Raw genomic sequence first — 25,338 nt, forward strand, 5'->3', positions numbered from 1 at the left:
TCAGGCCGCGAGCCGCGCAAGCGCGGCATCGAGGGCGTAGCGATAGGAATCGGCACCGAAGCCGCAGACCACGCCGACCGCCTTGTCGCTGAAATAGCTGTGCTGGCGGAAGGGTTCGCGGCTGTGCGGGTTCGACAGGTGGATTTCGATGAAGGGGATGGCCACGGCCGCCAGCGCGTCGCGCAGGGCCACCGAGGTGTGGGTGAAGGCAGCGGGGTTGATCAGGATGAAGGCGGTGCCGTCGTTGCGGGCGGCATGGATGCGTTCGATCAGCACGTGCTCGGCGTTCGACTGCAGCGACAGCAGGGCATGGCCGGCGGCGGCGGCGCGGGCGGCCAGGTCGGCGTCGATGTCGGCCAGCGTGGTGCGGCCATAGACCTCGGGCTCGCGGCTGCCGAGCAGGTCGAGGTTGGGGCCGTGCAGGACCAGCAGCTGTGCCATCGACAAGGCCGTCGGAGCGGGCGCGCAGTGTCGCGCAAGCCGGCGATGCTGTCCAGTTCGGCGAACTTCAGCTTGATAACGGAATTTTAAGCGCTTGTTTGAGCGAAGGCTCTAATGGGCTGGTTGGCCGCTGCGACTGAGGGGCAGGCATGTGCAACCGCTTCATCCGGTCATCACGACGGAGCGGCGGCAGTGCCGCGAATGCCGCCCGTGCTCCTTTGCATGCCCGCCGGCTCTTCAGTGCTGCGTCCAGTCGGCGATGTCCTGCCGGCTTTCAAACGGCCCGATCCTGGTCTTCAACACGCGCCCTTCGGCCGAGACCAGCACCGTGTACGGCAGCACGCCGGCCGGGTTGCCCAGGCGCACACCGGCATCGGCGGGGCCGGGGGCGTCGACCAGGTTGGGATAGGCGATGCGCAGTCGCTGCAGCATGGCCTGCGCCGAAGCTGCATCGTCCAGCGCAATGCCGACGACTTGCGTGCCATTTGCCCCCTGTTCGCGGGCGAATGCCTCAAGTTCCGGCATTTCCTTCAGGCAGGGTGCGCACCAGCTGGCCCACAGGTTGACCAGGGTGGTTCTGCCGGCCCAGGCCTTGGGGATGCCGGTTGCGGCGCCATCGACCGTCAAAAGGCGCATGGCAGGCACGATGTCGCCACGTTCGGCGACGATCACCCCATGCGGTGGCGCCGGGGCACGTGTTTGCAGCACCGCGCCGAGCATCCGCTGGCCGAGTTCGGTGCCGGCCAGGCGCTGGGCGATGCTGGGCTCGAAGTACAGGCTTGCGGCCGCCCCGGCGAGCGCCGCCAGCAAAGCGACGCCGATGATCGCCTTGTTCGATGGCATCAGCGCCCGCCCGCAGCCTGCGCCAGGGCGTCCTCGACCAGGCCCGGGGTCAGGATCACCGGCAGGATCCGGCCTTCGCCGCCGCCGCGCGGATAGACCACGTACAGCGGCACGCCGACCGCCTTGTGCCGTTCCAGGTAGGCGGTGATGGACGGATCGACATCGGTGTAGTCGCCGGTCATGTACACCGCATCGGCGGCGTCTATCGCCGCGCGGAAACCGTCGCGGGCGAACACGGCCTTTTCGTTGACCTTGCAGCTCACGCACCAGTCGGCGGTCATGTTGACCAACACCACCCGGCCCTGCGCGCGCAGGTCGGCCAAGGCCTGTTCGGAGAAGGCGATGCTGGCGATGCCGTTGCGCGCGGCCATGGCGGGCGCGGCTTCCGGTTTCGGCAAGCCATGCAGCGTGGCCAGCGGCCATGCCGTCGCGATCAGGGCCAGCAGCGCCGCCGCCCTCCAGCGGTTGCGCCCGCCCTGTTGCGCCCGCATCCAGGCCCAGGCGGCGAACGCCAGCCCGATCGCCGCCAGCAGCCATTGCCACACGGCTTCGGCGCCGCGCAGCGAGGCCAGCACGAACACCAGCCAGGCGGCGGTGACGTACATCGGGAAGGCCAGCAATTGCTTCAGCGTCTCCATCCACGCGCCCGGCCTCGGCAGCAGGCGGGCGAACGCCGGCACGAAACCGATCAACAGGAACGGCAGCGCCAGGCCCAGGCCCAGCATCAGGAATACCAGCATCCCGCCCGCGGCCGGGCCGGTGAAGGCATAGGCCAGCGCCGCGCCCATGAACGGCGCGGTACAGGGCGTGGCCAGCACCACCGCCAGTACGCCGGTGAAGAAATCGCCCGACATCCCGCCGCGCCGGATCAGCGCGCTGCCGCGCTGGCCGATGCCGACATTGGCGTACCACAGCCCCGACAGGCTCAGGCCGAAGGCGAACACCACCAGTGCCAGCACGCCGACCACCAGCGGTTGTTGCAGCTGGAAGCCCCAGCCCAGCGCCAGCCCGGCCTTGCGCAGGGCCAGCGCCAGCGCGCCCAGCGCGGCGAAGCTCAGCAGCACGCCGGCGGTGTAGGCCAGCGCATGGTTGCGCGCGCGCTGCGGGCTCTCGCCGCCCTGCGCCAGCGCCAGCGCCTTCAGCGACAGCACCGGCAGCACGCAGGGCATCAGGTTCAGGATCAGGCCGCCGAGCAGGGCCAGCAGCAACGAGCCGAGCAGGCCGCGGGTCTGTTGCTGCGGCGGTTGCGTGCGTTCGGCATCGCCGGAAGGTGGGGCATCGCTTGCGGTGGCATCGCTTGCCGGGGCCGCTGCGATCGGCGCATCGCTGGCAGTGCCCGGATCGGCATTGGCGCCTGCGGCATCGCCGCCCGCCGCCGGCGCGATGGCCGCGGCCGGCGTGACCGTGCCCGCCGGCAGCGACACCGCCAGCCGCCGGGTCATCGGCGGATAGCAGATGCCGCCGTCCTGGCAGCCCTGCAGGCCCAGCACCAGCGTGCCCTTGGCGGCATCGGTCACGCGGCGGGTCACCGGCAGCGCGATCTCGACCTGGTCGAAATACACCGCGACATTGCCGAAATGCTCGTCGCGGTAAGGCTGGGCCTTCGGCAGTTTCGATGCCGGCGGCAACGAGGCGGACAAGCCCTTGCCGGCGTCCAGCTTCACCGACAGCTTGTCGCGGTAGAGGTAGTAGCCCTTGGCCGGGGTCAGCCGCAGCAGCAGCCGGTCGCCGCCATCGGCGATGACCTCGCTGGTGAAGGCGCGTTCCACCGGCAACGGCGCGGCATCGACCGCGCCCGCGTCGTTGCCGCCCAGGCCGAACAGCCCGCCGCCCTTCTTCGCGAAACCGAAGCCGCCGTCGCCGGCGGCTTCGCCCGGCAGCGCGACCTTCAGCGTGCGCGTCTGCGGCGGATAGCAGACGCCGGCATCGGCGCAGCCCTGGTATTTCACGGTCAGGGTGGTCGTGGCCGCACCCGCGGCGGGGGTGCCGCGCAGCGTGCCGACCAGTTGCCGACGATAGGTTTCGACATCGCCGAAGAATTCGTCGCGATGCTTGTCGCCGGTCGGTAGCGCCAGTTTGGCGCCGGTGAAGGCGGCATCGGCCTTGACCGAGGTGCGATGGCGGTACAGGTAGTAGCCCTTGGCGATCTGCCAACGCACCTCGATGCGATCCGGCGCGGTGGCCTGCGCGGACAGCACGAAGACCTCGTCGACCGGCGGCAACTCGACATCGGCCGCGACGGCGGGCAGGGCCATCGCCAGCGCGAAGCCAGCCAGCCAGCGACGGAAACGGGACAACGGCATTCGGTCAGTCCTTGCGACGGGTTTCATCGGCCAGCCACTGCAGGTACCCGGGCAGGCCAAGCGCGGGTTCGACCGCCAGCAGCTCCGGCAGTTCATACGGATGCAGGTCGCGCAGGCGATCCTGCAGGGCGGGGTAGGCCTCGCGGCTGGTCTTGATCAGCAGCAGGACTTCATCCGCGGTCTCGACCTGGCCCTGCCAACGGTAGATCGAGCGCATCCCCGGCAGGATGTTCACGCAGGCGGCCAGCCGTTCCTCCACCAGCGCGCTGGCGATGCGCCCGGCGGTATCGGCGTCGGGGCAGGTGCAGTAGCAGAGCAGCGCAGTCATCCGCATAGGGTAGCGGCAGCCCCGGGCCGGCGAACCTGCCGAAGGTTCGCGAATGGTTGCCGTTTGCCCTTGAAAGCCCCGCCAGCCGCCCCATCTCGGTGCCATGCCGGGTTCGCCCGGTGCTGTTGTCCGCAATTTGGCACTCGCTTCGACCGACTGCTAAAATCGCCGGGTTTTCCCACGTCAATCAACCATTTACGAGGTTGCCATGTCCAATATCAAGCCGCTGCACGACCGCGTGGTCATCAAGCGCATGGAAGAAGAGAAGTTGTCCGCCGGCGGGATCGTGATCCCGGATTCGGCCACCGAGAAGCCGATCAAGGGCGAAGTGATCGCCGTCGGCACCGGCAAGGTGCTGGACAACGGCCAGGTCCGCGCGCCGCAGGTCAAGGTCGGCGACAAGGTCCTGTTCGGCAAGTACAGCGGCACCGAAGTGAAGCTGGACGGCGTCGAGCTGCTGGTGGTGAAGGAAGACGACCTGTTCGCGATCCTCGGCTGATCGCGCGTCGCTTCCCCGCATTCCCTATCTACTGAATTCTCATCGAGGTAATTGCAATGGCTGCCAAGGACATTCGTTTCGGCGAGGACGCGCGCTCCAAGATGGTGCGCGGCGTCAACGTGCTCGCCAATGCCGTCAAGGCCACCCTGGGCCCGAAGGGCCGCAACGTCGTGCTGCAGAAGAGCTACGGCGCGCCGACCATCACCAAGGACGGCGTCTCCGTCGCCAAGGAAATCGAACTCGCCGACGCGTTCGAGAACATGGGCGCGCAGATGGTGAAGGAAGTCGCCTCCAAGACCTCCGACAACGCCGGCGACGGCACCACCACCGCCACCGTGCTGGCGCAGGCGTTCATCCGCGAGGGCATGAAGGCGGTCGCCGCCGGCATGAACCCGATGGACCTGAAGCGCGGCATCGACCAGGCCGTGAAGGCCGCGGTCGGCGAGCTGAAGAACATCAGCAAGCCGTCGTCGACCAGCAAGGAAATCGCCCAGGTCGGCGCGATCTCCGCGAACTCGGACGCCAACATCGGCGACCTGATCGCGCAGGCGATGGACAAGGTCGGCAAGGAAGGCGTGATCACCGTCGAGGAAGGCAGCGGCCTGGACAACGAACTCGACGTGGTCGAGGGCATGCAGTTCGACCGCGGCTACCTGAGCCCGTACTTCGTCAACAACCAGCAGTCGATGTCGGCCGACCTGGACGACCCGTTCATCCTGCTGTACGACAAGAAGATCTCCAACGTGCGCGACCTGCTGCCGGTGCTGGAAGGCGTGGCCAAGGCCGGCAAGCCGCTGCTGATCGTGGCGGAAGAAGTGGAAGGCGAGGCGCTGGCGACCCTGGTGGTCAACACCATCCGCGGCATCGTCAAGGTCTGCGCGGTGAAGGCCCCGGGCTTCGGCGACCGTCGCAAGGCGATGCTGGAAGACATGGCGATCCTGACCGGCGGCGTGGTGATTTCCGAGGAAGTCGGCCTGTCGCTGGAGAAGGCCACCATCAAGGACCTGGGCCGCGCCAAGAAGATCCAGGTGTCGAAGGAAAACACCACCATCATCGACGGCGCCGGCGAAGCCGACGGCATCCAGGCCCGCATCAAGCAGATCAAGGCGCAGATCGAGGAGACCTCCTCCGACTACGACCGCGAGAAGCTGCAGGAGCGCGTGGCCAAGCTGGCCGGCGGCGTGGCGGTGATCAAGGTCGGCGCCGCCACCGAAGTCGAGATGAAGGAAAAGAAGGCGCGCGTCGAAGACGCCCTGCACGCGACCCGTGCGGCCGTCGAGGAAGGCATCGTCCCGGGCGGCGGCGTCGCCCTGATCCGTGCCAAGGCCGCGATCGCCGGCATCAAGGGCGTGAACGAAGACCAGAACCACGGCATCCAGATCGCCCTGCGCGCGATGGAAGCCCCGCTGCGCGAGATCGTGACCAATGCCGGCGACGAGCCGTCGGTCATCCTCAACCGCGTGGTCGAAGGTTCCGGTGCGTTCGGCTACAACGCCGCCAACGGCGAGTTCGGCGACATGATCGAGTTCGGCATCCTGGACCCGACCAAGGTCACCCGCACCGCGCTGCAGAACGCCGCGTCGATCGCGGGCCTGATGATCACCACCGAAGCGATGGTGGCCGAGGCCCCGAAGAAGGACGAGCCGGCGATGCCGGCCGGCGGTGGCATGGGCGGCATGGGCGGCATGGATTTCTGATCCGGCCCGCCACGTCAGCCTGAATGCGAAGCCCGGCCTTGTGCCGGGCTTCGTTTTTGCGGCAGAGTGCGGCGCATCTAAGGAAGGAGCATGCCCGCGCCATGAGTCGCCATCCCGCGCCGCCGAAGCCCTTGCTCTTTTCGCGCCGTCAAGCACTGGCGATGTTGTCGTCGTCCATCGCGCTGGCCGCATGCGGCGGCGGGGGCGGCAGGTCCAGTCCCGGGCCGTCGCCGTTGCCACCGCCGGTGACGCCGCCCCCGCCGGCAGTGAATGGCCCGGCCTGGTTCAGCTACGGGCACGATGCGCAGCACACCGCGGTCAGCGCGATCGCCACGCAGGACCTGGCGCGCGTGGCATGGACGACGCCGGTCGACCTGGCCCCGCAATACACACCGTCCGGCGCGCTGCTCACCCACTACGGTTCGCCGGTGGTGACCACCCACAACACCGTGCTCATCCCGGTGAAGACGACGGCCACCGGCGCTTACCGCGTGGAAGGCCGCAACGGCGCCAACGGCGCGCTGGTCTGGCAGGCGAATACCGACTACGTGACCCCGCCGCACAACTGGGTTCCGCCCTACAACCTGCTGCTCACCCCGCAGGGCCGGTTGTATGCGCCGGGCGCCGGCGGCAAGTTGCTGATGCGGGCCGACGGCGACGCCGCCACCGGCACGTTCACGCCGCAGGTGTTCTACGGCGCCGCGCAGTACAACGCCAATCCGGCCGCGTTCGACGCCACCGTCTTCATCAACACGCCGGTGACCGCGGACGCGCAGGGCAATCTGTTCTTCGGCTTCCAGGTGACGGGGAGCAATCCGGCCGGGCTGGTGAGCGGCATCGCCCGCATCGCCGCGGACGGCACCGGCACCTGGGTCGGCGTCGCCGCCGCCGCCGCCGATCCGACCATCGTGAAGCCGGTGCTCAACTGCGCGCCGGCGCTCTCCAACGACGGCAGCACCGTCTACATCGCGGCGAATCGCGGCGCGACCAGCGCGACCCAGAACGGCGTGCTGCTCGCGCTCAACAGCACCACGCTGGCCACCCGCGCCAGCGTCGCCCTGATGGATCCGAACCTGGGCGTTCCTGCACGTCTCAGCGACGACGGCACGGCGACGCCGGTGATCGGCCCCGATGGCCACGTGTTCTACGGCGTGCTGGAACGCACGTTCGGCACCCACAACGCGCGCGGCTGGCTGCTGCAGTTCGATGCCATGCTCAATCCGGTGGGCGTGCCGGGCAGCTTCGGCTGGGACGTGTCGCCGAGCGTGATCCCGGCATCGATGGTGCCGTCCTACACCGGCGCCTCGACCTACCTGCTTGCGCAGAAGTACAACAACTATGCCGGCGTCGGCACCGGCATCGGGCTCAACCAGCTGGCCATCCTCGATCCGGGCGCGAGCCAGGCCGACACGATCGTGCCGGCCATGCAGGTGATGAAGGAAGTGCTCACCATCCTCGGCCCGACGCTGGACGTCGGCTCGACCACGGCGCGGCGCGAATGGTGCATCAACACCATGGCCGCGGACCCGGCGCGCAAGTCGATCCTGGCCAACAACGAGGACGGCATCCTGTATCGCTGGGACCTCACCACCAACACCTTCACCCAGAACGTGCGGCTCAACGCCGGGCTCGGCCAGGCCTATACGCCGACCCTGGTGGGTGCCGACGGCGGGGTCTACGCGATCAGCAACGCGACCCTGTACGCGATCCGCGCCTAGCGGCGGAACGGATCGCCGAAGCGCGGATCCGTTGTCAGCGCGGGATCGTCCAGCGTCTTCAGGAAGGCGACCAGCGCGGCGCGGTCGGTCGCATCGAGGTGCAGGCGTCGTGGCGCGCCGCCGTCGCGCAGGCGAGGGTCGAGCGCCGGGCCGTCCTGGATTCCCGAAGCGTAGAAATCGATCACCTCGGCCAGGGTCGCGAAGCGGCCGTCGTGCATGTACGGCCCGCTCAGGCCCACGCTGCGCAGCGATGGCGCCTTGAACAGCCGCGTCTCGCCGGCATCGAGGCCATTGCTGCGCGCATCCGCGGCCAGGGCGAAGGTCGGCGGCCGGTGGCAGGACGCGCAGCCGGCGCCGCCCTGGTCCACGGAGGTCATGAACAGGTGGCGGCCGTGGTTCTCCTGGGCAGTGAAATTCGGCAGGTCGACGTCCAGCGCCCGGTTCGGCGCGGTGGGCGAGAACACCCGCGCATAGCCGGCATCCCAGCGACTGTCGTGCGAGACCATCGCCCGCACGAACTGGGCCAGCGCCTGCTGGATGCGCGGCTCGCTGATCGTCGCGCTGCCGAACGCCCAGGCGAACAGGTCCGGGTAGTAAGCCGTCGCCGCCATCTTGCGGAGCAGGGCATCGATGCCGCCCGCGGTCTCGCCCCAGCCCATCTCGACCAGGCTGTGCAGCGGCTGGCTCGCCTGCGCTTCCGCGGTGGGCATGCGCCGGTCCCAGAAGGCGCTGCCCGGCCGCCAGTAACGCAGGTTGCCGAGCCGCATGGCATGGAAGTCGGTGGTGCCGGCGGTGCTGATGCCGTTGCTGAAGCGCAGCGGATCGGTGAAGCCGATGCGTTGCTGGTGGCAGGCGGCGCAGGAGCTGCGGTTGTTGGTGCTCAGCCGCAGGTCGTGGAACAGCACCCGCCCGAGCGTCGCCACCCGGTCGTCGCCGGGGTTGGACGCCGGGCTGTTGTCGAGCGCGGCCACCGTCCCGTCGAAATAGGCGGGCAGCGGCGGCGCGGCGTAATTGGCGACCTGCGCGAAATCGATGCGGGTGGCGGCGGCGACGCCCGCCGGAGTGGGGGACGGGACGTCCTCGCGGCCGCATGCCGCCAGCGCCAGGATCGCCGCGGCGCAGGTGAGCGCCCTGATGCTTCGCAAGCCCGTCCTCTCCCGGTTCGTCCGCGATTCATCCTAGCCGGTTTGCCGAGGGTCGCCAGCATCGCCGCACCCGCCGCCGCCTCGATCGCCGGTCCGAGAAGTACGGGCCGGCGCCGATGGGCCAGCGGCAGGGATTTCCGATCCGCGGTTGCATGCATGCCCTTGCATCGACATGCCGCCTCGGCTTCGGCGGCCTTTCCTTCGTGCGGACCTCGACTGGGTATGCTTGCCGTACGTGTGTGGTCGGAGCCGCTGCATTGCTTTCCGCTTGTGTCATCACTCAGCCCGCGTCCGTCGCGTTTCCGCCGGCTGCCCGTCTGGCCGCGGAGGCGACGCGTCGATTGTCGATGGGCGACCACGACCAGGCGCGGCGTGCCTATGCCGAAGCGTTGCGACGGGCCTCGACCTGGCAGTGCTGGTCGAACCTGTCGGCGCTCGCGCTGGGACTGAAGGATTTCGATGCCGCGCTCGCGAATGCGCGCAAGGCGATCGGCATGGCGCCGGCGCAGGCGGAGGCGTGGGTGAACGCAGGGGTCGCTTGTTGGCATGCCGGAGCGCGCAAGGACGGCGCACGGGCAATGGCGCATGCAGTCGAACTCGCGCCCGCGAACGCAACGGCGGCGATCGACTACGCCTACATGTTGCGTAGCGTGGATCGCGTGACCCAAGCCTACGAGGTGATGCGCGCGGCGCGCGAATGCGGCACCCGGACGGCGGCGCTGTTGCGGGCGATGGCGGAGTTGGAGCGGATCCTCGGGCGGTTCGGCGATTGCCGCCAGCATGCGTTGGAGGCATTGCAGTTGATGGCGAACGAGGGATTGCCGAGTCCGGCACTGCCCGAGCTGCCCGCGCAGCTTCCCCATTCGCTCGAGGCATGGCGCGGGGTGCTGGAGGATTGCCTGCGGAGGCTGGCGCCCCTGCGTTGCGATCCATGCATGGCGGGTGGCGCGGTGCGCATCTACGCGTTGCACGGCGGGCTGCCAGAACCGCGCAAGGATATCGACATCGTCGTCGATAGCCGGGTCGGCCACGACGCGCTGCGCGCCGCCTTCGCCGACGGCTACCGTCCGTTCGCCCGGCAAGGGCAGATTGCCCCGAGTGGCGGCGCGATCGGCGTGCTCGGCCTGGTGCACGAGGCCAGCGGCATTCCGATCGACATCATGCTGCAGGACCGGAGCGGCGGGCGCTGGCGGGGCTCGTTTGGCGCCCCGGATCACCTGGTGTTCGACACGCCCGCATTCTCGATCGTCGAGGAAGCATGCGCGGGAATGCAGGTGCCGTTGCCGCTACCGCAGCCGCTCGACGAATACCTGCAATGGATCTACGGCGACGACTGGGCGCTGCCTACCCAGATGGTGGCCGGCACCCCGGTGCCCCGGGAATTCATCCAGAAGGGCTTGCACAGCCCGGGGATCGCGTCGGCGAGTCGCCCGGCAGCGCTCAACCGCGCCCTGCTGTCGCTTCTCACGGCCTTGCACGAGGGCCAGATGCGGTCGGCGGCGGCGTTGTGCCACCAGATCCTCGCCGTCGAACAGCAGGACGCGGTGCGCGAGGTGCAAGCACGGTTGTCGGGCGGTCGGATTCGGTAACATGCGCGGCGCTCTCAGGGGGCATCGTGAGCCAATTGCAGTGGAACGTCCGGGTCGCGCGATCCCCGGAGCCGGCGGCGGATGCCATCGTCCAGGCCGCCAGGTCGCTCGACGCGGGGGATAGGCAAGAGGCCGAACAGGGCTATCGCAAGGCGCAGAAAGAGGCCTTGCGCCATCCCGCGAGCTGGTCGAACCTCGCCGCGCTCGGCATCGGCCTGGGCGATGCCGCCGGCGCGCGCGCGCATGCGCAGCGCGCGCTGCAGCTGGACAGTCGCCATGCCGACGCCTGGGTGAATTACGGCGTCGCCAGCTGGATGCTGCAACGACGGCGCGATGCCGCGCAGGCCATGCACCAGGCGCTGGTGCTGGTGCCCGGCTTGGAAGCGGCGGCATTGAACTATGCGCAGATGCAGCGCGCGGTGGGGCGGGACGACCGCGCGCTGGAGGTCCTGCGGGATGCCGCGGCGCGGCTGCCCGGCAATTGGCAACTCGCGCTCGCCCACGCAGAGCAGGCGCGCCTGCGCATGTGCCACGACGAGGCGCGCGCAGCCGTGTTGCAGGCCTTGCGCGGTCTGTCCGCAGCGACGGATTTCGCTGCGCCGGGACGAAGCGGCCTGCGCCCGCCGGCGGATGCCGGGGTGACGGCGGTGCTGCACGACACGTGCGCGCAGCTCGATGCGCTGGGCGTCGGCTATCACCTGACCGCGGGCGTCCTGCTGGCGATCGTCAAGGACGGGCGGCCGTTCCCGCACGACAAGGACATCGACCTGGCCCTCCCCGACCTTTCCGAGCACGGCCGCGAGCGGGTCCGCGCGCATTTCGCCGCCAATCCGGACTATCGCGCGTTCCCGCCGCCGCCGTCGGCGCCTGTCACCGTGATCGGACTGCTGCATGTCGCCAGCGGCATCGGCGTGGACCTGATGCTCCCGCGCAGCGGGCCGGACGGGCGCATGCGCAACCAGATGGGCTGGCCGGACCAGTTGGCCTCCGAAATGCCCGCGTACCGGATCGGGACCTTCCATTGGGATGGCCGCGACTGGCCGGTCCCGGAGCCGCTGGATGCATTCCTGGGCGCGATGTACGGCGCCGATTGGCGCGAACAGCGGCGGGTGGATGCCGGTATCGAATACGACCGCTGCTACAGCGACACCATGCTGTCGAACCCGAGCCGGACAGCGGAGTCCTTGCCGCGCGCGGTGACGCTGGGCCTGTTGCGGCTGGCGCATGCGTTGCGCGGGCGGGAATGGGCGCGCGCGGTGGCCTATTGCGCGCAACTGCTGGCGCGCGAAGACCTGGCCGAAGTGCGCGGCCTGCTGGCCAGGCTGCAGGCCGCCGGCCATGACGGGCTGCGTTTCGATGGCTGAAGTCGAAGTGTCATGCCTGATTCCCTCGGCGGGCAGCGGTGATCGGCTCGGGCTCGGCTGCAAGGGTTTCCTGGAACTGGCCGGGCGGCCCCTGCTGCGCTGGCTGGCGGACAAGGGGCGCCGGGTCGCGGATGAAGTCGTGGTCGCGGTGCCGGCCGACCGGCTCGACGAAGCCAACGCGCTGTTGCCCGATTGCCGGGTGATCGTCGGCGGCGAAACCCGCCACGACAGCGTGGCCCTGCTGGCCCGCGCCGCGCGCGGCGACTGGTTGCTGCTGCAGGATGCTGCCAGGCCGTTCTCCAGCATCGCGCTGTGTGCCGCGGTGCTGGCCCGCGCGCGCGAAACCGGTTGCGCCGGCGCGTTCGTGGATCCCGAAGTGCCGGTGGCGCGGCTGCGCGACGGCAAGGTGGCAGCGGTCCTGCTGCGCCACGAAGCGGGCGTGTTCCAGTCGCCGCAGGCATTCTCGCGCGAGACGATGCGCAGGCTGCTGGCGCATGCGCAGGAACGCGGCTACCGGCCGCAATCGACCTTGCAACTGGCGATCGACGCGGGAATCGAGGTGGCCGCCGTCGCCGGCGAGAAACACAACATCAAGTTGACCACGCCGATCGACTGGCGGGTCGCGACATTGCTGGAGGAATACCTGACATGAGCAGTGGCAACATGCCGCGCACGCAGCACCCCGAACTGTTCCAGTGGCAAGCCCGGTTGTCGCCGGCGGATTACCTGCGGGCGACCTATCGGGTGGCGTCGCAACACGACGGCGTCGCCACCGCGATGGCGATGGCGATGGAACAGAGCGCGGCGACCACCGCGATCCGCGGGCACGTCGAACCGGCGATGCTGGAGGACTGGACGATCCGCGTGCTCGACGTGCAGGCGGATGGCGATGCCGCGGGCGCGGTGGCGCCCTACCACCTGCAGACCGAGGTGTACGCCGACGAGGAAGGCGGCGAAAGCGCGTGGCGCGTCGAACTGGCCATCCCCCGGCGATTGCTGGCCGGCAAGCCGGCCCAGCTGTGGAACGTGGTGGTCGGTGAAATCCCGCGGCTGGGGTTCCTGACCCGGTTCCAACTGGCCGCGCTGGCGTTGCCGGAAGGTTTCGGGCCCGGTCCGGGCTTCGGCGTGTCCGGCATCCGCGCCATGCTGGGAATCGAGCGCGGGCCGGTGTTGTGCCGCTCGATGCGGCCCGCTGTCGGCCTGGACACCGACACCATGGCGCGGCTCAACCGCGAGGTGCTGGAAGGCGGCTTCCACATGGTCAAGGACGACGAATTGCAGGTGTTCGCGGATGGCGGGGATTTCGCCCGCCATGTACAGGCGATGGTGGCCGCGCGCGATGCCGCGCGCGCGGCCAGCGGCCAGCGCAAGGGCTACCTCGCCAACCTGATCTGCGAGCCCTGGGAACTGCAGTCGCGCTGGGAGGTCGCGTGCGAGGCCGGCGTGGACGCGGTGCTGGTGGCGCCCGGCATCCAGGGCATGGGCACGCTGGAGATGCTGGCGCGCCAGCGGCGCATGCCGATCCTGGCCCACAACACCTTCAGCGACCTGCTCACCCGCAATCCCGGCTGGGGCGTCGCGCATCCGGTGATGTGCGCCTTGCACGAGGCCTTCGGCGCGGACTGGGTGGTGACCTCGGGCGAGTACGGCGCGCATGACGGCGCCGGCATGGCCGATGCCTGGCCGTTCGCGCGACCGCAGCGGGCGATGCCGATCCTGCAGGGCGGCAAGTCGCCCGACGGACTGGCGCGCTACCGCGCGGCGATCGGCAGCGACGACTACATGCTGATCGTCGCGTCCTGGGTGGATGGCCATGCGCAGGGCATGCGCAACGCCGCCGGCATCTTCCGCGACGCGCTGGACCGGCAGGCGCCGGGCTGAGCCGGATGGGCGTGTCCGCCATCGGATGGCGGATGCGTTGGCATGGGCAGAGGCATCGTCGATGCCGATCGCGAGGTGGCCCATGCCCAAGAACATTGGCGGAACCGTCGGTCGCGGCGGCAGGAATTTCCCCGCGCTGGACGTGATGACCGTGCAGTACCTGCTCAACTGCGTGCCTGCCGCAGCCGGCGGGCCGATGCAGGAGCTGGCGGTGGATGGCGCGGCGGGCCCGAAGACCATCGCGGCGATCGAGAAATTCCAGCGCGGCAATGGCTGCGTCTGCGATGGCCGGGTGGATCCGGGCGGCGCCACCTTGCGCAACCTGCAGGCCAGGGCGAACGACCCCTACCCGAACCAGCCGCTGAGCCCCGCCGCTGCGAAAGGCCCGGCCAATCCATTCGGGCAGAAGGGCTTCGGCCAGCCGGGCGGCAAGGGCGGCGGTCCCGGCGATCCGTTCGGGCAGAAGGGCTTCGGCCAGCCGGGCGGCAAGGGCGGCAGTCCCGGCGATCCATTCGGGCAGAAAAGCGGTGGCGGCATGCCGCCCGGCGGGGGCGGCGGATTCCCGTTCCCGCAGAAGGGCGGCGGTGCCAAGGGCTATTGAGGCCGCGCATGGTTGGGGCGGCTGACCCGGGCGAGGACGCCACCGCCTTCGTGCGCGAAGTCCTGATGCCGGGCGGACCGTGGCAGCAACCCCGGCTCGAGGCCGGGGCCAGTGCGTTCCGGCTGCGCCTGGATCGCTCGCGGATCCACCGCTGGGGCGTGTACGCCGACCAGGACATCCCGGCGCGACGGCGGGTGATCGAATACACCGGCCAGCGGATCGGCCTGCGCGAAGGCTTCCGTCGCCGGCTGCGTCCGCAGTTGTACCTGTTCCGCTGCAGCGCGCGCCGGCTGATCGACGGCGGCATCGGCGGCAGCGGCGCGCAGTACATCAACCACGGCTGCGAACCGAACCTGGCCGCCCGCTTCGACCACCGCCGGGTATTCCTGCTCAGCCTGCGGCCGATCGCCGCGGGCGAGGAACTGCTGTTCGACTACCACCTGCGCGGCGAGATCGACCCGATTCCCTGCCGTTGCGGCGCGGCGCTTTGCCGGGGCTTCCTCAACGAGCCGGAGCCGGGCTGAAGCACGCTTCCGTTTTCCGCGCCGGACAGGGATCATCGGCGGCAAACGAGGCGAAGGCGGTACCCGTGCGCGAATCCCGGAACGACGATGTCCTGATCATCGGTGGCGGCCACAACGGCCTGGTCTGCGCGGCCTATCTCGCGGCCGCGGGACTGAAGGTGCGGGTGCTGGAGCGCCGGCAGCTGGTCGGCGGCGCGGCGGTGACCGAGGAATTCCACCCCGGCTTCCGCAACTCGGTGGCCAGCTACACGGTCAGCCTGCTCAACCCGAAGGTGATCGCCGACCTGCGCCTGCACCAGCACGGCCTGCGCGTGGTCGAGCGCCCCTACGCGAATTTCCTGCCGTTGCCGGACGGACGCAGCTTCCGCCTCGGCGGCGGCCACACCGAAGCCGAGATCGCCAAGTTCGCGCCGGGCGACGTCGCGCGCTGGGCCGGCTACAACGCGATGCTGGATCGGGTGGTCGCGGTGTTGAAGGAGCTGGTGCACCTGACCCCGCCGAACATCGGCGAGCGCATCGCCTTCGCCGACTGGCTGAATTCCTACGCGGTGGCCAAGCGGCTCAAGCACCTCGACCTGCGCGGCCGCCGCGACCTGCTCGACCTGTTCACCAAGTCGGCCGGCGAATTGCTCGACCACTACTTCGAGGGCGCGCCGCTGAAGGCGGTGCTGGGCTGGGATTCGGTGGTCGGCAATTTCGCCAGCCCCTACACCCCGGGCAGCGCCTACGTGCTGCTGCACCACCTGTTCGGCGAAGTGAACGGCAAGACCGGCGTGTGGGGCCATGCGATCGGCGGCATGGGTGCGATCACCCAGGCCATGCGCAAGGAATGCGAGGCGCGCGGCGTCGCCATCGAAACCGATGCGGAAGTCGCGCGACTCATCGTCGAGAACGGCAAGGCGGTCGGCGTCGCGTTGGCCGACGGCCGCGAGCTGCGCGCGGCCACCATCGCCAGCAACCTCAACCCGAAGTTGCTGTACACCAAGCTGGTCGAACGCGGTCAACTGGACGACGACACCGCCAACCGCATCGAACGCCATCGCAACGGTTCGGGCACCTTCCGCATGAACGTGGCGCTGAGCGAACTGCCGGATTTCACCGCGATGCCGGGCACGCAACAACAGCCGCACCACTCCAGCGGGATCCTGATCGGGCCGTCGCTGCAGTATTTCGAGCAGGCGTATTTCGACGCCAAGTCGAAGGCGCACAACGCCGGCTGGGCGCGCAAGCCGATCGTCGAGGTGGTGATTTCCTCCACGCTGGACGACACCCTTGCGCCCGCCGGCCAGCACGTCGCCAGCCTGTTCTGCCAGCAGGTGAACCCGGAGGTGGAGGGCGGCTGGGACGCGCACCGCGATACCGTGGCCAGGTTGATGATCGATACCGTCAACGACTATGCGCCGAACTTCGCGCGCAGCGTGCTCGGTTACGAAGCCTTGAGCCCGCTCGACTTGGAGCGCCGCATCGGCCTGGTCGGCGGCGACATCTTCCACGGCGCGCTCGGCCTGGACCAGATGTTCAGCGCGCGCCCGCTGCTGGGGCAGGGTAATTACCGCGGTGCGTTCAAGAATCTCTATCTCTGCGGTTCCGGCGCCCATCCGGGTGGCGGCGTGACCGGCCTGCCGGGGCGCAATGCCGCGCGCGAGATCCTGAAGGACTTGCGCAAGGGGCCGCGTCCGGATTGAGTCGCTGCGCGCGTTGATCCGGGACGACGCACCCCGGAGTCCACCCATGGGCCGCACCCCGCTGTTCCGCCTGCTGCAACGCGCCGCCGCCATCGCCCGCGCATCGCGCCACGTGCGCATGCCGCTCGACGAATTCCACGATGCCGCGCGCGCGCAGCGCATCGACCATCGTCGTCGTCGCCTGCTGCAATCGGCGGGCGCCAGCGCATTGCTGGCCGGTTGCCAATCGCTGCCGTTGCCGATGCGCGCGAAGACGGACGATGAAGTCGCCATCGTCGGCGCCGGCATCGCCGGCCTGACCGCGGCGTGGCGGCTGCGCCAGGCCGGCGTGCGCGTGCGCGTGTACGAAGCGCAGAACCGCATCGGCGGGCGCATGCTGTCGCTGCGCAACCATTTCGCCGATGGCCAGGTGATCGAACTCGGCGGCGAGCTGATCGACACCGGGCATGCGCACATCCGCAAGCTGGCCGGCGAACTCGGCCTGACCCTCGACGACTTGCTCGACGGCGACGGCGACCATGACAGCTGGTTCTTCGATGGCCGCGCGATCGGCGAGGCCGAGATCGTGCGCGCGTTCGTGCCGGTGGCGGCGGCGATCGAGCGCGACCTCGCCGCCGCGGGCGATGGCGACTACGACTACACCGACCAGAACCCGAAATTCCGCGAACTCGACGCGCTCAGCATCGCCCAGTGGTTCGACCGCAATGGCGTGAACGGCTGGCTGCGCAAGCTGCTCGACGTGGCCTATACCACCGAGATGGGGCTGGAAATCGAGCAGCAGTCGGCGCTGAATTTCCTCACCTTCATCGGCACCGAGGACAAGGACGCATTCCGCATCTTCGGCGGCAGCGACGAGCGCTTCCACGTGCGCGGCGGCAACGACCTGATCCCGCAGGCGCTGGCGGCGAAACTGTCCGACGCGATCGAAACCGGCCACGTGCTGGAAGCGGTGCGTGGCGATGCCGATGGCTACGTGCTCAGCTTGCGCAAGGGCGATTCCTCGCGCGAGGTGCGTGCGCGGCAGGTCGTGCTGGCGTTGCCATTCACCCTGCTGCGCAAGGTGCGCATCGATGTCGCGCTGCCCGCGCGCAAGCGCCATGCCATCGACCACCTGGCCTACGGCACCAATGCCAAGCTGATGATCGGCTTCGAGCGCCGCACCTGGCGCGAACAGCACGCCAACGGCGCATCGATGAGCGACCTCGGCTACCAGACCAGTTGGGATACCTCGCGCAAGCAGGCCGGCACGGCGGGTGCGCTGACCAATTTCACCGGCGGACGCCACGGCATCGAACTCGGGCAGGGCACGCCGAAGCAACAAGCCGAAGCCGCGGTGCGCGACCTCGAACGGGTGTTTCCCGGCATCGCCGCCGCCCGCGGCAATGCCGCGGAGGCGCGCATGCACTGGCCGTCGAACCCGTGGGTGCTGGGCAGCTACGCCTGCTTCCAGCCGGGCGACTGGTCGTCGATCGGCGGGGCGATGGGCGAGGCCGTCGGCGGCCTGCATTTCGCCGGCGAACATTGTTCGATCGAAGCGCAGGGCTTCATGGAAGGCGGCTGCGAATCCGGCGAGCTGGCCGCGCAGGCGGTCCTGCTGCAGCGTGGCCTGGCCGCGCATCGGCGCTGAGTCGTTATTCCTGCACTGGGCAGTCCTTTTTTGCAGTGCAGCGTGCAAAGCCCATAACGATTCCTTCACGATCACCCCGCATCCCGACGTGGGGGAGGGAGCAAGCCCGCAGAGACTTCGGTCGAAGCGGGCTTTTTTTATGCGCGCATGCCGCGGCACGGGATGCCATGCGCGCATGCAAGAATCGAGCGATGCACGATTTCGATCAGCTCGTCGAACGCAAGCTCGCCCGCCTGCCTGCGGAATCCGCCTGGCGCGGCGATGCCGGCTTCATGGCGAAGCTGCGCAGGCTCGCCATCGCCAGCGATTTCGCGCTGGCTGTCTTGGCGGCGCAACCTGCGCTGATCGAGCGCCTGCAGGCCGATGGCGGTGCCGCGCCTGCGCCGCTGCCGGCGCTCGATCCCGGCAACCGCGCCGACTGGCCGCGCCTGCTGCGCCGCCATCGGCAGGCCGAATCCACCCGCCTGGTCTGGCGCGATGTCGTCGCCGGCGATCCGGTCGAGGCCATCCTCGCCGGCAGCACCGCATTGGCGGAAAACTGCCTGCAGCTCGCATTGGCTGCGCTGGAAGCCGAGTTCGCGCAGCGCTTCGGCACGGTACGCGATGCCGAGGGCAACCCGCAGCGACTGGTGGTGTTCGGCCTCGGCAAGCTCGGCGGCGGCGAACTCAATTTCAGTTCCGACATCGATCTGGTCTATGCCTACGAGCACGAGGGTGAATCCGACGGCGCGCGCCCGCTGGCGGCATCGGACTACTTCGCGCGGCTCGGCCAGCAACTGGCCAAGCTGCTCGACGAAGTCACCGCCGATGGCTTCAGCCACCGCGTCGACCTGCGCCTGCGCCCGTTCGGCAATGCCGGCCGGGTCGCGCTGAGCTTCGCGGCGATGGAGCAATACTTCCAGCGCGAGGGTCGCGACTGGGAGCGCTACGCCTGGCAGAAGGCGCGGCCGGTGGCCGGCGACCTGGCGGCCGGCGAACGCTTCCTCGCCGCGTTGCGGCCGTTCGTGTATCGCCGCTACCTCGACTACGGCGCGCTGGACGGCCTGCGCACGATGAAGGCGGCGATCGCCGCGGAAGTCGCGCGCAAGGAACTGGCGGACGACATCAAGCGCGGGCCGGGCGGCATCCGCGAGATCGAGTTCCTGGCGCAGGCGCTGCAGCTGATCCGCGGCGGGCGCGAACCGGCGCTGCGCGAACGCCGCCTGCTGCCGGCGCTGCGGGCGCTGGTGGACGCGGGCCATGTCGATGCCGAAGCGGGCGCCGCCCTGGTGGATGCCTACCGCTTCCTGCGCGTGCTGGAGAACCGCATCCAGATGCTCGGCGATGCGCAGGCGCATGCGCTGCCGGCCGATCCCGCGCAACGCGAGCGGATCGCGGGTGGGCTGGGATACGCGGACACGCCCGCGCTCGAACGCGAACTGCAGGGCGTGCGCGCGCGCGTCGCGTCCGAGTTCGCGGCATTGTTGGCGCCACGCCAGGCCGCAACCGGCGACAGCGACCTGGCCCTGTACTGGCGCAGCCTGCCCGACGATGGCGATGCGGGCCAGCTGGCGGCCGCCGGCTTCGAGGCCGGCGACGCGTTGCACCGCAGCCTCTGCGATTTCGCGCGCGCGCCCGGCGTGCGCGAGCTGTCCGATGCCACGCGTGCGCGGCTGGATCGGGTGCTGCCCGCGCTGCTGCAGGCGGCGGCCGTTTCTTCGCAACCGGATGCCTCGCTGCGCCGTTTGCTGCCGCTGTTGCACACCCTGCTGAAGCGCGCCAGTTACCTGGCCCTGCTCGACGAACAGCCGGTCGCGCTGCAGCGCCTGGTCGATGCGCTGTCGCGCAGCGCGCTGCTCGGCGAACGGCTGGCCGCGCATCCGCTGCTGCTGGACGAATTGCTGGACCGGCGCGTGGCCGGCGGCCTGCCGGATCGCACCGCGATGCAGGCCGAATGCGCGGCCGCGTTGCGCGAGGGCGATGCGGAAGCCTCGCTGCACGCGCTCAACGAAGTGCGGCAGGCGCTGAGCTTCCGCATCGCGCTGGCCTTACTGGATGCGCGTTGCGATGCGCAATCCTGCGCGCAGCGGTTGGCCTGGCTGGCCGACGCGGTGGTGGCCTGCGTGCTGCGCATCGCGCTGGAGGAAATGCAGGCCGCGCACGGGACGATCGAAGGCGGGCGCTTCGCCGTGCTCGGCTACGGCAGCCTGGGCGGCGAGGAACTCGGTTTCGGTTCCGACCTCGACCTGGTGTTCCTGTACGACGCTGCCGCCGATGCGCAGTCGGACGGCGCGCGCGCGATGGACGCGCCGCGCTGGTTCGCCCGGCTCGGCCAGAAGATCGTGGCCCTGCTCGGCGCCGGCACCGGCGCCGGTCGATTGTTCGAGGTCGACGTGCGCCTGCGCCCGGATGGCGCGAAAGGCTTGCTGGTCTCGAGCCTGGCCAGTTTTTCCGAGTACCAGCGCGAACGCGCCTGGACCTGGGAGCACCAGGCGCTGGTGCGCGCGCGCGCGGTGGCAGGCGATGCCACATTGATCGCCGCGTTCGATGGCTTGCGCGACGAAGTGTTGGCGCGACCGCGCGATGCGGTTGCGCTTGCCGGGGATGTGTCGTCGATGCGCCAGCGCATGCGCGCCGAACTGGACCGCAGCGATGGCGCGGTATTCGACCTCAAGCAGGGCGAGGGTGGGTTGGTCGACCTGGAATTCCTGCTGCAGTGCCTGGTGATGCGCGATGCGGCCACGCATGCCGCGCTACTCCGGCCACGGGCGACGCCGGCCTTGCTCGATGCCGCACGCGATGCCGGTGCGATCGATGCATCGACGCACGCCGCGCTGCTCGCTGCACACGCGGTGCTGCTGGATGCCGGCATGCGCTGCACGCTGGATCGCAGGCCACGGCGCGTGCCGTACGGCGACGTCATCGAACGGGCGCGGGCAGCGATCCGCGATGCGGCGCGCGTGCAGGGCCTGCGCTTCCAAGCTTGACGTACGCTAGCGGCCTGGACTGTCCGGCTTCACGTCGCGCCAGTCCGCCAGCGGCAGGCCCTGTTCCTTGCAGAACTTCACCGTCCCGGACGCCTTGAGGTAGGCGTCCACCGAGTCCGGTGTCGGCGCCATGCCGTCCCGGAGCATGATGGCCATCTGTTGCTGGGCGGTGACCAAGATGGAAGCGTTCAGTCGACGCAGCGTTTCGATATCCACCAGGTAGTCACGGCGCGCATCCGCGTCCAGCGCGGTCGGGTAGGACAGGGCCATCAACCGCCCGGACAAGCGGTTGGCGTCCTCCTTGTAGTCGCGCGCGGCCGCGATGCTGTCGCTGAGCATGCTGTAGACGTCCTGCCGCCGCTGGCTGAAGTGGGTGGCGGTGCCGTTCGCGACCAATGCCTCCCAGACCGGGAATCGCCAGGGGCGGATGGGCATGCGCACCACGAAGCGCGGACTGGTCGGGGTGGCATCGGCATGCACGGCTGCCGGCATCAGGGTGGCACCGCTGTCCAGCACGCGTCGTGCGAGCTCATCCAGTTGCGTCTGGACGCAGGGCTGGGTCGCATAGTGTTCCGCGCCCCACACGAAGATCCGATTCGCCTCGCCTTGCACGCGACGTTCGCCGTCATGCACTTTGGCCCGCCAGCCCCAGTCCTCCGCCGCCTCGTTGGCGGCCAGCGCGATCGCCACGCCCAGCACCACGATCAGGATTTCGCTCCAGAACGCCTTCCAGCCCATCGAGGGCGAGAACCGCCGCCAGCGCGAGCGATGGGCAGGGGCGTTGGTATCGGCGTTGTCGTCGTTCATTGGCCGGAGTTACGCACTTGCAGGCCGGCATCGGACAACCGCCGGCGCACCTCGTCCGCGACCCGCGCGGTTTCGCGCAGGGGTTCCGCCGCGAACGGCGCCAGCGCAGTATCGAGGTCGCGCACGCGCCCGCTGGCGCGCAAGGCATCGAGGAACACCCGCAGCCGTCCGCTGGCGATGCCGGCCGACCACACGAACACCGGCGCCAAGGTCGCCGCCGCCTCGCTGAGCATGTTCACCGAATCCGGCGTGCAGACGATGCGTTGCGCATGGGCGAGCAGGCCGGCATACGGATTGTCGCCATCGCGCGCGTCGCGCCAGCGGATGCCGGGCACGTCCGCGGGAAGCTTCGCCAGCATTTCGCGCCAGCGTGCGGGCGTGCGCCGTGAGGCGACCGCGCTGAAGCTGCCGTGCTCGTCGCGGGCGCGTTGCGCGAGTTGCCGCAGCAGCGATTCGAAGTCGCTGTCGCACAGTGCGACATGCTTGCTGGGCGCGCCGACCAGCAGCAGCGTGTGCGGTGCGGGCAGGACGGCAATCTGCGGCGCATCGCGGCGCGCCTGCGCCAGCCACAGGTCGTCGATCGGGTTCAGGCTGCCCAGCATCGGAATGACGTTGCCGCCGCGCAACCCGTCGTGCTGCGGCGCGACCACGAGATCCCAATGGCGGGTGTCGATGCGCGGGTCGAGGACTTGCACCGCCTTGCTGCCGCGGGCGCGCAACAGCCGCGTAGCCAGCGCCGCCTGCCGGCCACAGCCGATGGCGAGTTGCGGCGGCCGTGCGGCCTGCGCATCGAATCCGCTGCCGAATGCGCCAGCCGCGCCGGGCAGGGCACGCGGCGCCAGCCATCGCCATGGCGCGTGCGGCAGCAGGAGGCATTCGCCGGCCTCGGCATCCAGCGCCCGCGCCAGCGCCAGCGCCTGGCGGGCATTGCCGGCGCGGCCATCGTGCAGGGCGAGGGTGGCGCTCACGCGGCCTGGTCCCCGTGTCGTTGCACGAGTGATGCCGATCCGTTCCGATTGCGTGGCTTTGGATTCACCCGTGGAACTCTACAATGGAGGTCGCAAGCACAACCCCGAGGATCGCATGCCGCAAGCCCTGAACGATGCCGCGCTGGACCAGCTGTTCCGCACCGCGCGCACCTACAACGCCTTCACCGGCGAGGTTTCCGACGACGCCCTGCACCAGCTCTACGGCCTGCTGAAGTTCGGCCCGACCGAGGCCAACAGCACCCCGGCGCGGATCGTGTTCGTGAAGTCGGAGGAGGCCAAGGCCAAGCTCGGCCCGGCGCTGAGCGAGGGCAACTACAAGAAGACGATGGCGGCGCCCTGCGTGGCGATCGTCGGCTACGACATGCGCTTCTTCGACAAGCTGCCGGTGCTGTTCCCGCATACCGACGCCAAGCCGTGGTTCGAGCATCGCGAGCAGGACAACCTGGCCTGGGTGGCGATGCGCAGCAGCAGCCTGCAGACCGCCTACCTGATCCTGGCGGCGCGCTCGCTCGGGCTGGATTGCGGGCCGATGACCGGCTTCGACAACGCCAAGGTCGACGAAGCCTTCTTCGCCGGCACCTCGATCCGCTCCAACATCCTGGTCAACCTCGGCCATGGCGATCCGGCCAGCATCTTCCCGCGTTCGCCGCGGCTTTCGTTCGACGAAGCCTGCCAGATCCTTTGACCCCCATTCCCGCAAGGAAACTCCCATGTTCAAGCGCCTGATCCTCACCGCCGCCCTCGTCGCCGCCAGCGCCAACGCCTTCGCCGCCGGCGTGACCTACAAGCTCGACCCGGGCCACACCAACGTCATCGCCAGCTGGAACCACATGGGTTACTCGAACCCGAGCGCCAGCTTCAGCGGCGTAGACGGCAGCCTGGTCTACGACGCCGCCGACGTGGGCAAGTCGAGCGTGCAGGTGACCCTGCCGCTGTCCGGCCTCAACGGGTTCTCCGAGAAGTTCAACGCCCACCTCAACAGCGCCGATTTCTTCGATTCCGCCAAGTTCCCGACCGCCAGCTTCAAGAGCACCAAGGTCGAGGCCGCGGGCGAAGGCAAGCTCAAGGTCACCGGCGAGCTGACCATCAAGGACATCACCAAGCCGGTGGTGCTGGACGTGGCCCTCAACAAGCGCGGCGAGGGCAACAACGGCGGCGCCAAGATCGGCTTCGATGCCACCGCCACCATCAAGCGCACCGACTACGGCATGGGCATGGCGGTGCCGATGGTCAGCGACGAAATCGCGCTGCGCATCACCACCGAGGCGAACGCGCCGAAGGCCGACGCGCCGGAAGCGAAGGCCAAGGCGGGCAAGACCGGCAAGGCGAGCAACACCAAGTGATCATCGAACGCCCGTCCGCCGCGCGTGGCGCCGTCGACCTGGGCTGGCTGCGCAGCAAGCACAGCTTCTCGTTCGGCCATTACCACGATCCCGCGTGGATGGGCTTCGGCCCGTTGCGGGTGATCAACGACGACACCGTCGCCCCCGGCGGCGGTTTCGCCCCGCATCGCCACGCCAACATGGAAATCATCAGCGTGGTGCTGGACGGCGCGCTGGCGCACAAGGACAACATGTCCAATAACGGCCGCGGCACCGACGGCGTGATCCGCGCCGGCGAAGTGCAGTGGATGAGCGCCGGCCACGGCATCGAGCACAGCGAATACAACGGCTCGAACACGGCGCCGGTGCATTTCCTGCAGATCTGGATCCAGCCGGACCGGCTCAATGCGCAGCCGGACTACGCGCAGAAGTTCTTCGATCCCGAAGCGCGGCGCGCACGCTGGGCGACGCTGGTCTCGCCGGATGGCGCGGACGGCTCGCTGGCGATCCGCCAGCAGGCCACGCTGCGCGCTACCCGCCTGCTTGCGGGCGATGCGGTGACCACAACGCTCGATCCGGCCCGCAAGCAGTGGCTGCATGTCGCCGCCGGCGAAGTCGCCGTGGGCGAGCGCGTGCTGGTGGCCGGCGATGCACTGGGCTTCGTCGACGAAGCCGGCGAGCTGGCCCTGCGCGGCATCGGCGAGGCCAGCGACGTGCTGCTGTTCGACCTGCCGGCCTGAGTCGGAACGCGACCTGCGGCTGGTAAACTGGCGCGGTTCCCGCCACCGCGCCGCATCGCCATGACCCAGACCGCCTCGTCGCCCGCCAATGCCCAGCAACGCTACGAGGTGCGCCGCGCCGACCTGCCGCTGAGCTGCCCGCAGCCGTCGATGGCGCTGTGGAACTCGCATCCGCGCGTGTACCTGCCGATCGAGGCCGACGGCGGCACCTGCCAGTGCCCGTACTGCGGCGCGACCTACGTGCTGGTCGACTGACGCCGACCCCGACC

Annotated in this window: 23 protein-coding genes; 16 read left to right on the forward strand and 7 right to left on the reverse strand. The window is 69.5% G+C overall.

The window, feature by feature from the left end; translation table 11 throughout:
- The 4 genes from aroQ to cutA form a co-directional block, all read right to left on the reverse strand.
- Complete coding sequence (aroQ, locus tag FHQ07_RS10530; RefSeq protein WP_139716759.1) at nt 1-441, reverse strand: type II 3-dehydroquinate dehydratase; 441 nt, start codon at nt 439-441, stop codon at nt 1-3.
- 237 nt (nt 442-678) lie between these two features.
- Nucleotides 679-1,284 carry a TlpA family protein disulfide reductase gene (locus tag FHQ07_RS10535; RefSeq protein ID WP_240703470.1) on the reverse strand — a complete coding sequence of 202 codons (606 nt, stop codon included), beginning with the start codon at nt 1,282-1,284 and terminating at the stop codon, nt 679-681.
- Entirely contained in the window at nt 1,284-3,581 is a 2,298-nt protein-coding gene (locus FHQ07_RS10540) for a protein-disulfide reductase DsbD family protein (protein ID WP_425476966.1), read from the reverse strand. Before FHQ07_RS10540 ends, FHQ07_RS10535 begins: the two co-directional genes overlap by 1 nt.
- A 10-nt stretch (nt 3,582-3,591) precedes the next feature.
- Nucleotides 3,592-3,915 carry a divalent-cation tolerance protein CutA gene (gene cutA / locus FHQ07_RS10545; protein WP_425476912.1) on the reverse strand — a complete coding sequence of 108 codons (324 nt, stop codon included), beginning with the start codon at nt 3,913-3,915 and terminating at the stop codon, nt 3,592-3,594.
- Between the two features lie 208 nt (nt 3,916-4,123).
- On the opposite strand from cutA, the gene groES reads away from it, so the two are divergent.
- The 3 genes from groES to FHQ07_RS10560 all read left to right on the forward strand — a co-directional run bounded on the left by groES (nt 4,124) and on the right by FHQ07_RS10560 (nt 7,829).
- The gene (gene groES / locus FHQ07_RS10550; RefSeq protein WP_139716762.1) at nt 4,124-4,414 is read left to right on the forward strand and encodes a co-chaperone GroES; all 291 of its coding nucleotides are present in this window, start codon (nt 4,124-4,126) and stop codon (nt 4,412-4,414) included.
- Between the two features lie 56 nt (nt 4,415-4,470).
- Complete coding sequence (gene groL / locus FHQ07_RS10555) at nt 4,471-6,111, forward strand: chaperonin GroEL (RefSeq protein ID WP_139716763.1); 1,641 nt, start codon at nt 4,471-4,473, stop codon at nt 6,109-6,111.
- A gap of 245 nt (nt 6,112-6,356) precedes the next feature.
- Entirely contained in the window at nt 6,357-7,829 is a 1,473-nt protein-coding gene (locus FHQ07_RS10560) for a hypothetical protein (RefSeq protein ID WP_139716764.1), read from the forward strand.
- Here the strand turns inward: FHQ07_RS10560 and FHQ07_RS10565 are convergent.
- Entirely contained in the window at nt 7,826-8,974 is a 1,149-nt protein-coding gene (locus tag FHQ07_RS10565; protein WP_139716765.1) for a cytochrome-c peroxidase, read from the reverse strand. The two genes, FHQ07_RS10560 and FHQ07_RS10565, sit on opposite strands and share 4 nt — an antisense overlap.
- Nucleotides 8,975-9,321: 347 nt before the next feature.
- On the opposite strand from FHQ07_RS10565, the gene FHQ07_RS10570 reads away from it, so the two are divergent.
- The 9 genes from FHQ07_RS10570 (at nt 9,322) to glnE (ending at nt 21,211) form a co-directional block, all read left to right on the forward strand.
- A complete protein-coding gene (locus FHQ07_RS10570) occupies nt 9,322-10,563 on the forward strand; it encodes a hypothetical protein (protein WP_168191541.1) in 1,242 nt (413 codons plus the stop codon).
- 26 nt (nt 10,564-10,589) lie between these two features.
- A complete protein-coding gene (locus FHQ07_RS14405) occupies nt 10,590-11,927 on the forward strand; it encodes a tetratricopeptide repeat protein (protein ID WP_168191542.1) in 1,338 nt (445 codons plus the stop codon).
- Nucleotides 11,920-12,579: an IspD/TarI family cytidylyltransferase gene (locus FHQ07_RS10575; protein ID WP_168191543.1), complete on the forward strand. Its 660-nt coding sequence runs from the start codon at nt 11,920-11,922 to the stop codon at nt 12,577-12,579. Before FHQ07_RS14405 ends, FHQ07_RS10575 begins: the two co-directional genes overlap by 8 nt.
- Complete coding sequence (locus FHQ07_RS10580) at nt 12,576-13,808, forward strand: RuBisCO large subunit C-terminal-like domain-containing protein (protein WP_139716768.1); 1,233 nt, start codon at nt 12,576-12,578, stop codon at nt 13,806-13,808. Before FHQ07_RS10575 ends, FHQ07_RS10580 begins: the two co-directional genes overlap by 4 nt.
- Before the next feature lie 82 nt (nt 13,809-13,890).
- Nucleotides 13,891-14,409: a peptidoglycan-binding domain-containing protein gene (locus FHQ07_RS10585; protein ID WP_139716769.1), complete on the forward strand. Its 519-nt coding sequence runs from the start codon at nt 13,891-13,893 to the stop codon at nt 14,407-14,409.
- Between the two features lie 8 nt (nt 14,410-14,417).
- Complete coding sequence (locus FHQ07_RS10590; protein WP_139716770.1) at nt 14,418-14,933, forward strand: SET domain-containing protein; 516 nt, start codon at nt 14,418-14,420, stop codon at nt 14,931-14,933.
- Nucleotides 14,934-14,998: 65 nt separating this feature from the next.
- Complete coding sequence (locus FHQ07_RS10595; protein ID WP_139716771.1) at nt 14,999-16,618, forward strand: phytoene desaturase family protein; 1,620 nt, start codon at nt 14,999-15,001, stop codon at nt 16,616-16,618.
- Between the two features lie 46 nt (nt 16,619-16,664).
- Nucleotides 16,665-18,245 (forward strand): FAD-dependent oxidoreductase, encoded by a 1,581-nt coding sequence (locus FHQ07_RS10600; RefSeq protein ID WP_139716772.1) that lies wholly within the window; start codon nt 16,665-16,667, stop codon nt 18,243-18,245.
- 191 nt (nt 18,246-18,436) lie between these two features.
- Nucleotides 18,437-21,211, forward strand: coding sequence for a bifunctional [glutamate--ammonia ligase]-adenylyl-L-tyrosine phosphorylase/[glutamate--ammonia-ligase] adenylyltransferase (glnE, locus tag FHQ07_RS10605; RefSeq protein WP_240703471.1), 2,775 nt, complete (start codon nt 18,437-18,439; stop codon nt 21,209-21,211).
- A 6-nt stretch (nt 21,212-21,217) separates the two neighbouring features.
- Here glnE and FHQ07_RS10610 read toward each other — a convergent pair whose 3' ends face one another.
- Nucleotides 21,218-22,018: a hypothetical protein gene (locus tag FHQ07_RS10610; RefSeq protein WP_139716774.1), complete on the reverse strand. Its 801-nt coding sequence runs from the start codon at nt 22,016-22,018 to the stop codon at nt 21,218-21,220.
- Nucleotides 22,015-22,986 carry a mitochondrial fission ELM1 family protein gene (locus FHQ07_RS10615; protein WP_139716775.1) on the reverse strand — a complete coding sequence of 324 codons (972 nt, stop codon included), beginning with the start codon at nt 22,984-22,986 and terminating at the stop codon, nt 22,015-22,017. The genes FHQ07_RS10610 and FHQ07_RS10615 overlap by 4 nt, the downstream gene beginning before the upstream one ends.
- Nucleotides 22,987-23,101: 115 nt before the next feature.
- On the opposite strand from FHQ07_RS10615, the gene FHQ07_RS10620 reads away from it, so the two are divergent.
- Genes FHQ07_RS10620 through FHQ07_RS10635 form a run of 4 tightly spaced genes read left to right on the forward strand, consistent with a single transcriptional unit; the run spans nt 23,102 to nt 25,324 of the window.
- Nucleotides 23,102-23,692, forward strand: a complete 591-nt coding sequence (locus FHQ07_RS10620; protein WP_139716776.1) for a malonic semialdehyde reductase — start codon at nt 23,102-23,104, stop codon at nt 23,690-23,692.
- Nucleotides 23,693-23,717: 25 nt separating this feature from the next.
- On the forward strand, nt 23,718-24,350 hold the full coding sequence (locus tag FHQ07_RS10625) for a YceI family protein (protein ID WP_240703472.1): 633 nt from the start codon (nt 23,718-23,720) through the stop codon (nt 24,348-24,350).
- Nucleotides 24,347-25,069 (forward strand): pirin family protein, encoded by a 723-nt coding sequence (locus FHQ07_RS10630; protein ID WP_139716778.1) that lies wholly within the window; start codon nt 24,347-24,349, stop codon nt 25,067-25,069. Before FHQ07_RS10625 ends, FHQ07_RS10630 begins: the two co-directional genes overlap by 4 nt.
- Before the next feature lie 60 nt (nt 25,070-25,129).
- Nucleotides 25,130-25,324 (forward strand): zinc-finger domain-containing protein, encoded by a 195-nt coding sequence (locus tag FHQ07_RS10635; protein WP_139716779.1) that lies wholly within the window; start codon nt 25,130-25,132, stop codon nt 25,322-25,324.
- The last annotated feature ends 14 nt before the right edge of the window (nt 25,325-25,338 follow it).

The sequence above is a fragment of the Thermomonas aquatica genome (assembly GCF_006337105.1).
GTDB lineage: Bacteria > Pseudomonadota > Gammaproteobacteria > Xanthomonadales > Xanthomonadaceae > Thermomonas > Thermomonas aquatica.

Bases quoted from the DNA above. Each gene is read 5' to 3' on its own strand.
- FHQ07_RS10585 (WP_139716769.1), top strand. From the start codon at position 13,891: ATGCCCAAGAACATTGGCGGAACCGTCGGTCGCGGCGGCAGGAATTTC.
- FHQ07_RS10590 (WP_139716770.1), top strand. From the start codon at position 14,418: ATGGTTGGGGCGGCTGACCCGGGCGAGGACGCCACCGCCTTCGTGCGC.
- FHQ07_RS10535 (WP_240703470.1), bottom strand. From the start codon at position 1,284: ATGCCATCGAACAAGGCGATCATCGGCGTCGCTTTGCTGGCGGCGCTC.
- aroQ (WP_139716759.1), bottom strand. From the start codon at position 441: ATGGCACAGCTGCTGGTCCTGCACGGCCCCAACCTCGACCTGCTCGGC.
- FHQ07_RS10620 (WP_139716776.1), top strand. From the start codon at position 23,102: ATGCCGCAAGCCCTGAACGATGCCGCGCTGGACCAGCTGTTCCGCACC.
- groL (WP_139716763.1), top strand. From the start codon at position 4,471: ATGGCTGCCAAGGACATTCGTTTCGGCGAGGACGCGCGCTCCAAGATG.
- FHQ07_RS10570 (WP_168191541.1), top strand. From the start codon at position 9,322: ATGGGCGACCACGACCAGGCGCGGCGTGCCTATGCCGAAGCGTTGCGA.
- groES (WP_139716762.1), top strand. From the start codon at position 4,124: ATGTCCAATATCAAGCCGCTGCACGACCGCGTGGTCATCAAGCGCATG.
- FHQ07_RS10580 (WP_139716768.1), top strand. From the start codon at position 12,576: ATGAGCAGTGGCAACATGCCGCGCACGCAGCACCCCGAACTGTTCCAG.
- glnE (WP_240703471.1), top strand. From the start codon at position 18,437: ATGCACGATTTCGATCAGCTCGTCGAACGCAAGCTCGCCCGCCTGCCT.
- cutA (WP_425476912.1), bottom strand. From the start codon at position 3,915: ATGACTGCGCTGCTCTGCTACTGCACCTGCCCCGACGCCGATACCGCC.
- FHQ07_RS10600 (WP_139716772.1), top strand. From the start codon at position 16,665: ATGGGCCGCACCCCGCTGTTCCGCCTGCTGCAACGCGCCGCCGCCATC.
- FHQ07_RS10625 (WP_240703472.1), top strand. From the start codon at position 23,718: ATGTTCAAGCGCCTGATCCTCACCGCCGCCCTCGTCGCCGCCAGCGCC.
- FHQ07_RS10575 (WP_168191543.1), top strand. From the start codon at position 11,920: ATGGCTGAAGTCGAAGTGTCATGCCTGATTCCCTCGGCGGGCAGCGGT.
- FHQ07_RS10610 (WP_139716774.1), bottom strand. From the start codon at position 22,018: ATGAACGACGACAACGCCGATACCAACGCCCCTGCCCATCGCTCGCGC.
- FHQ07_RS10635 (WP_139716779.1), top strand. From the start codon at position 25,130: ATGACCCAGACCGCCTCGTCGCCCGCCAATGCCCAGCAACGCTACGAG.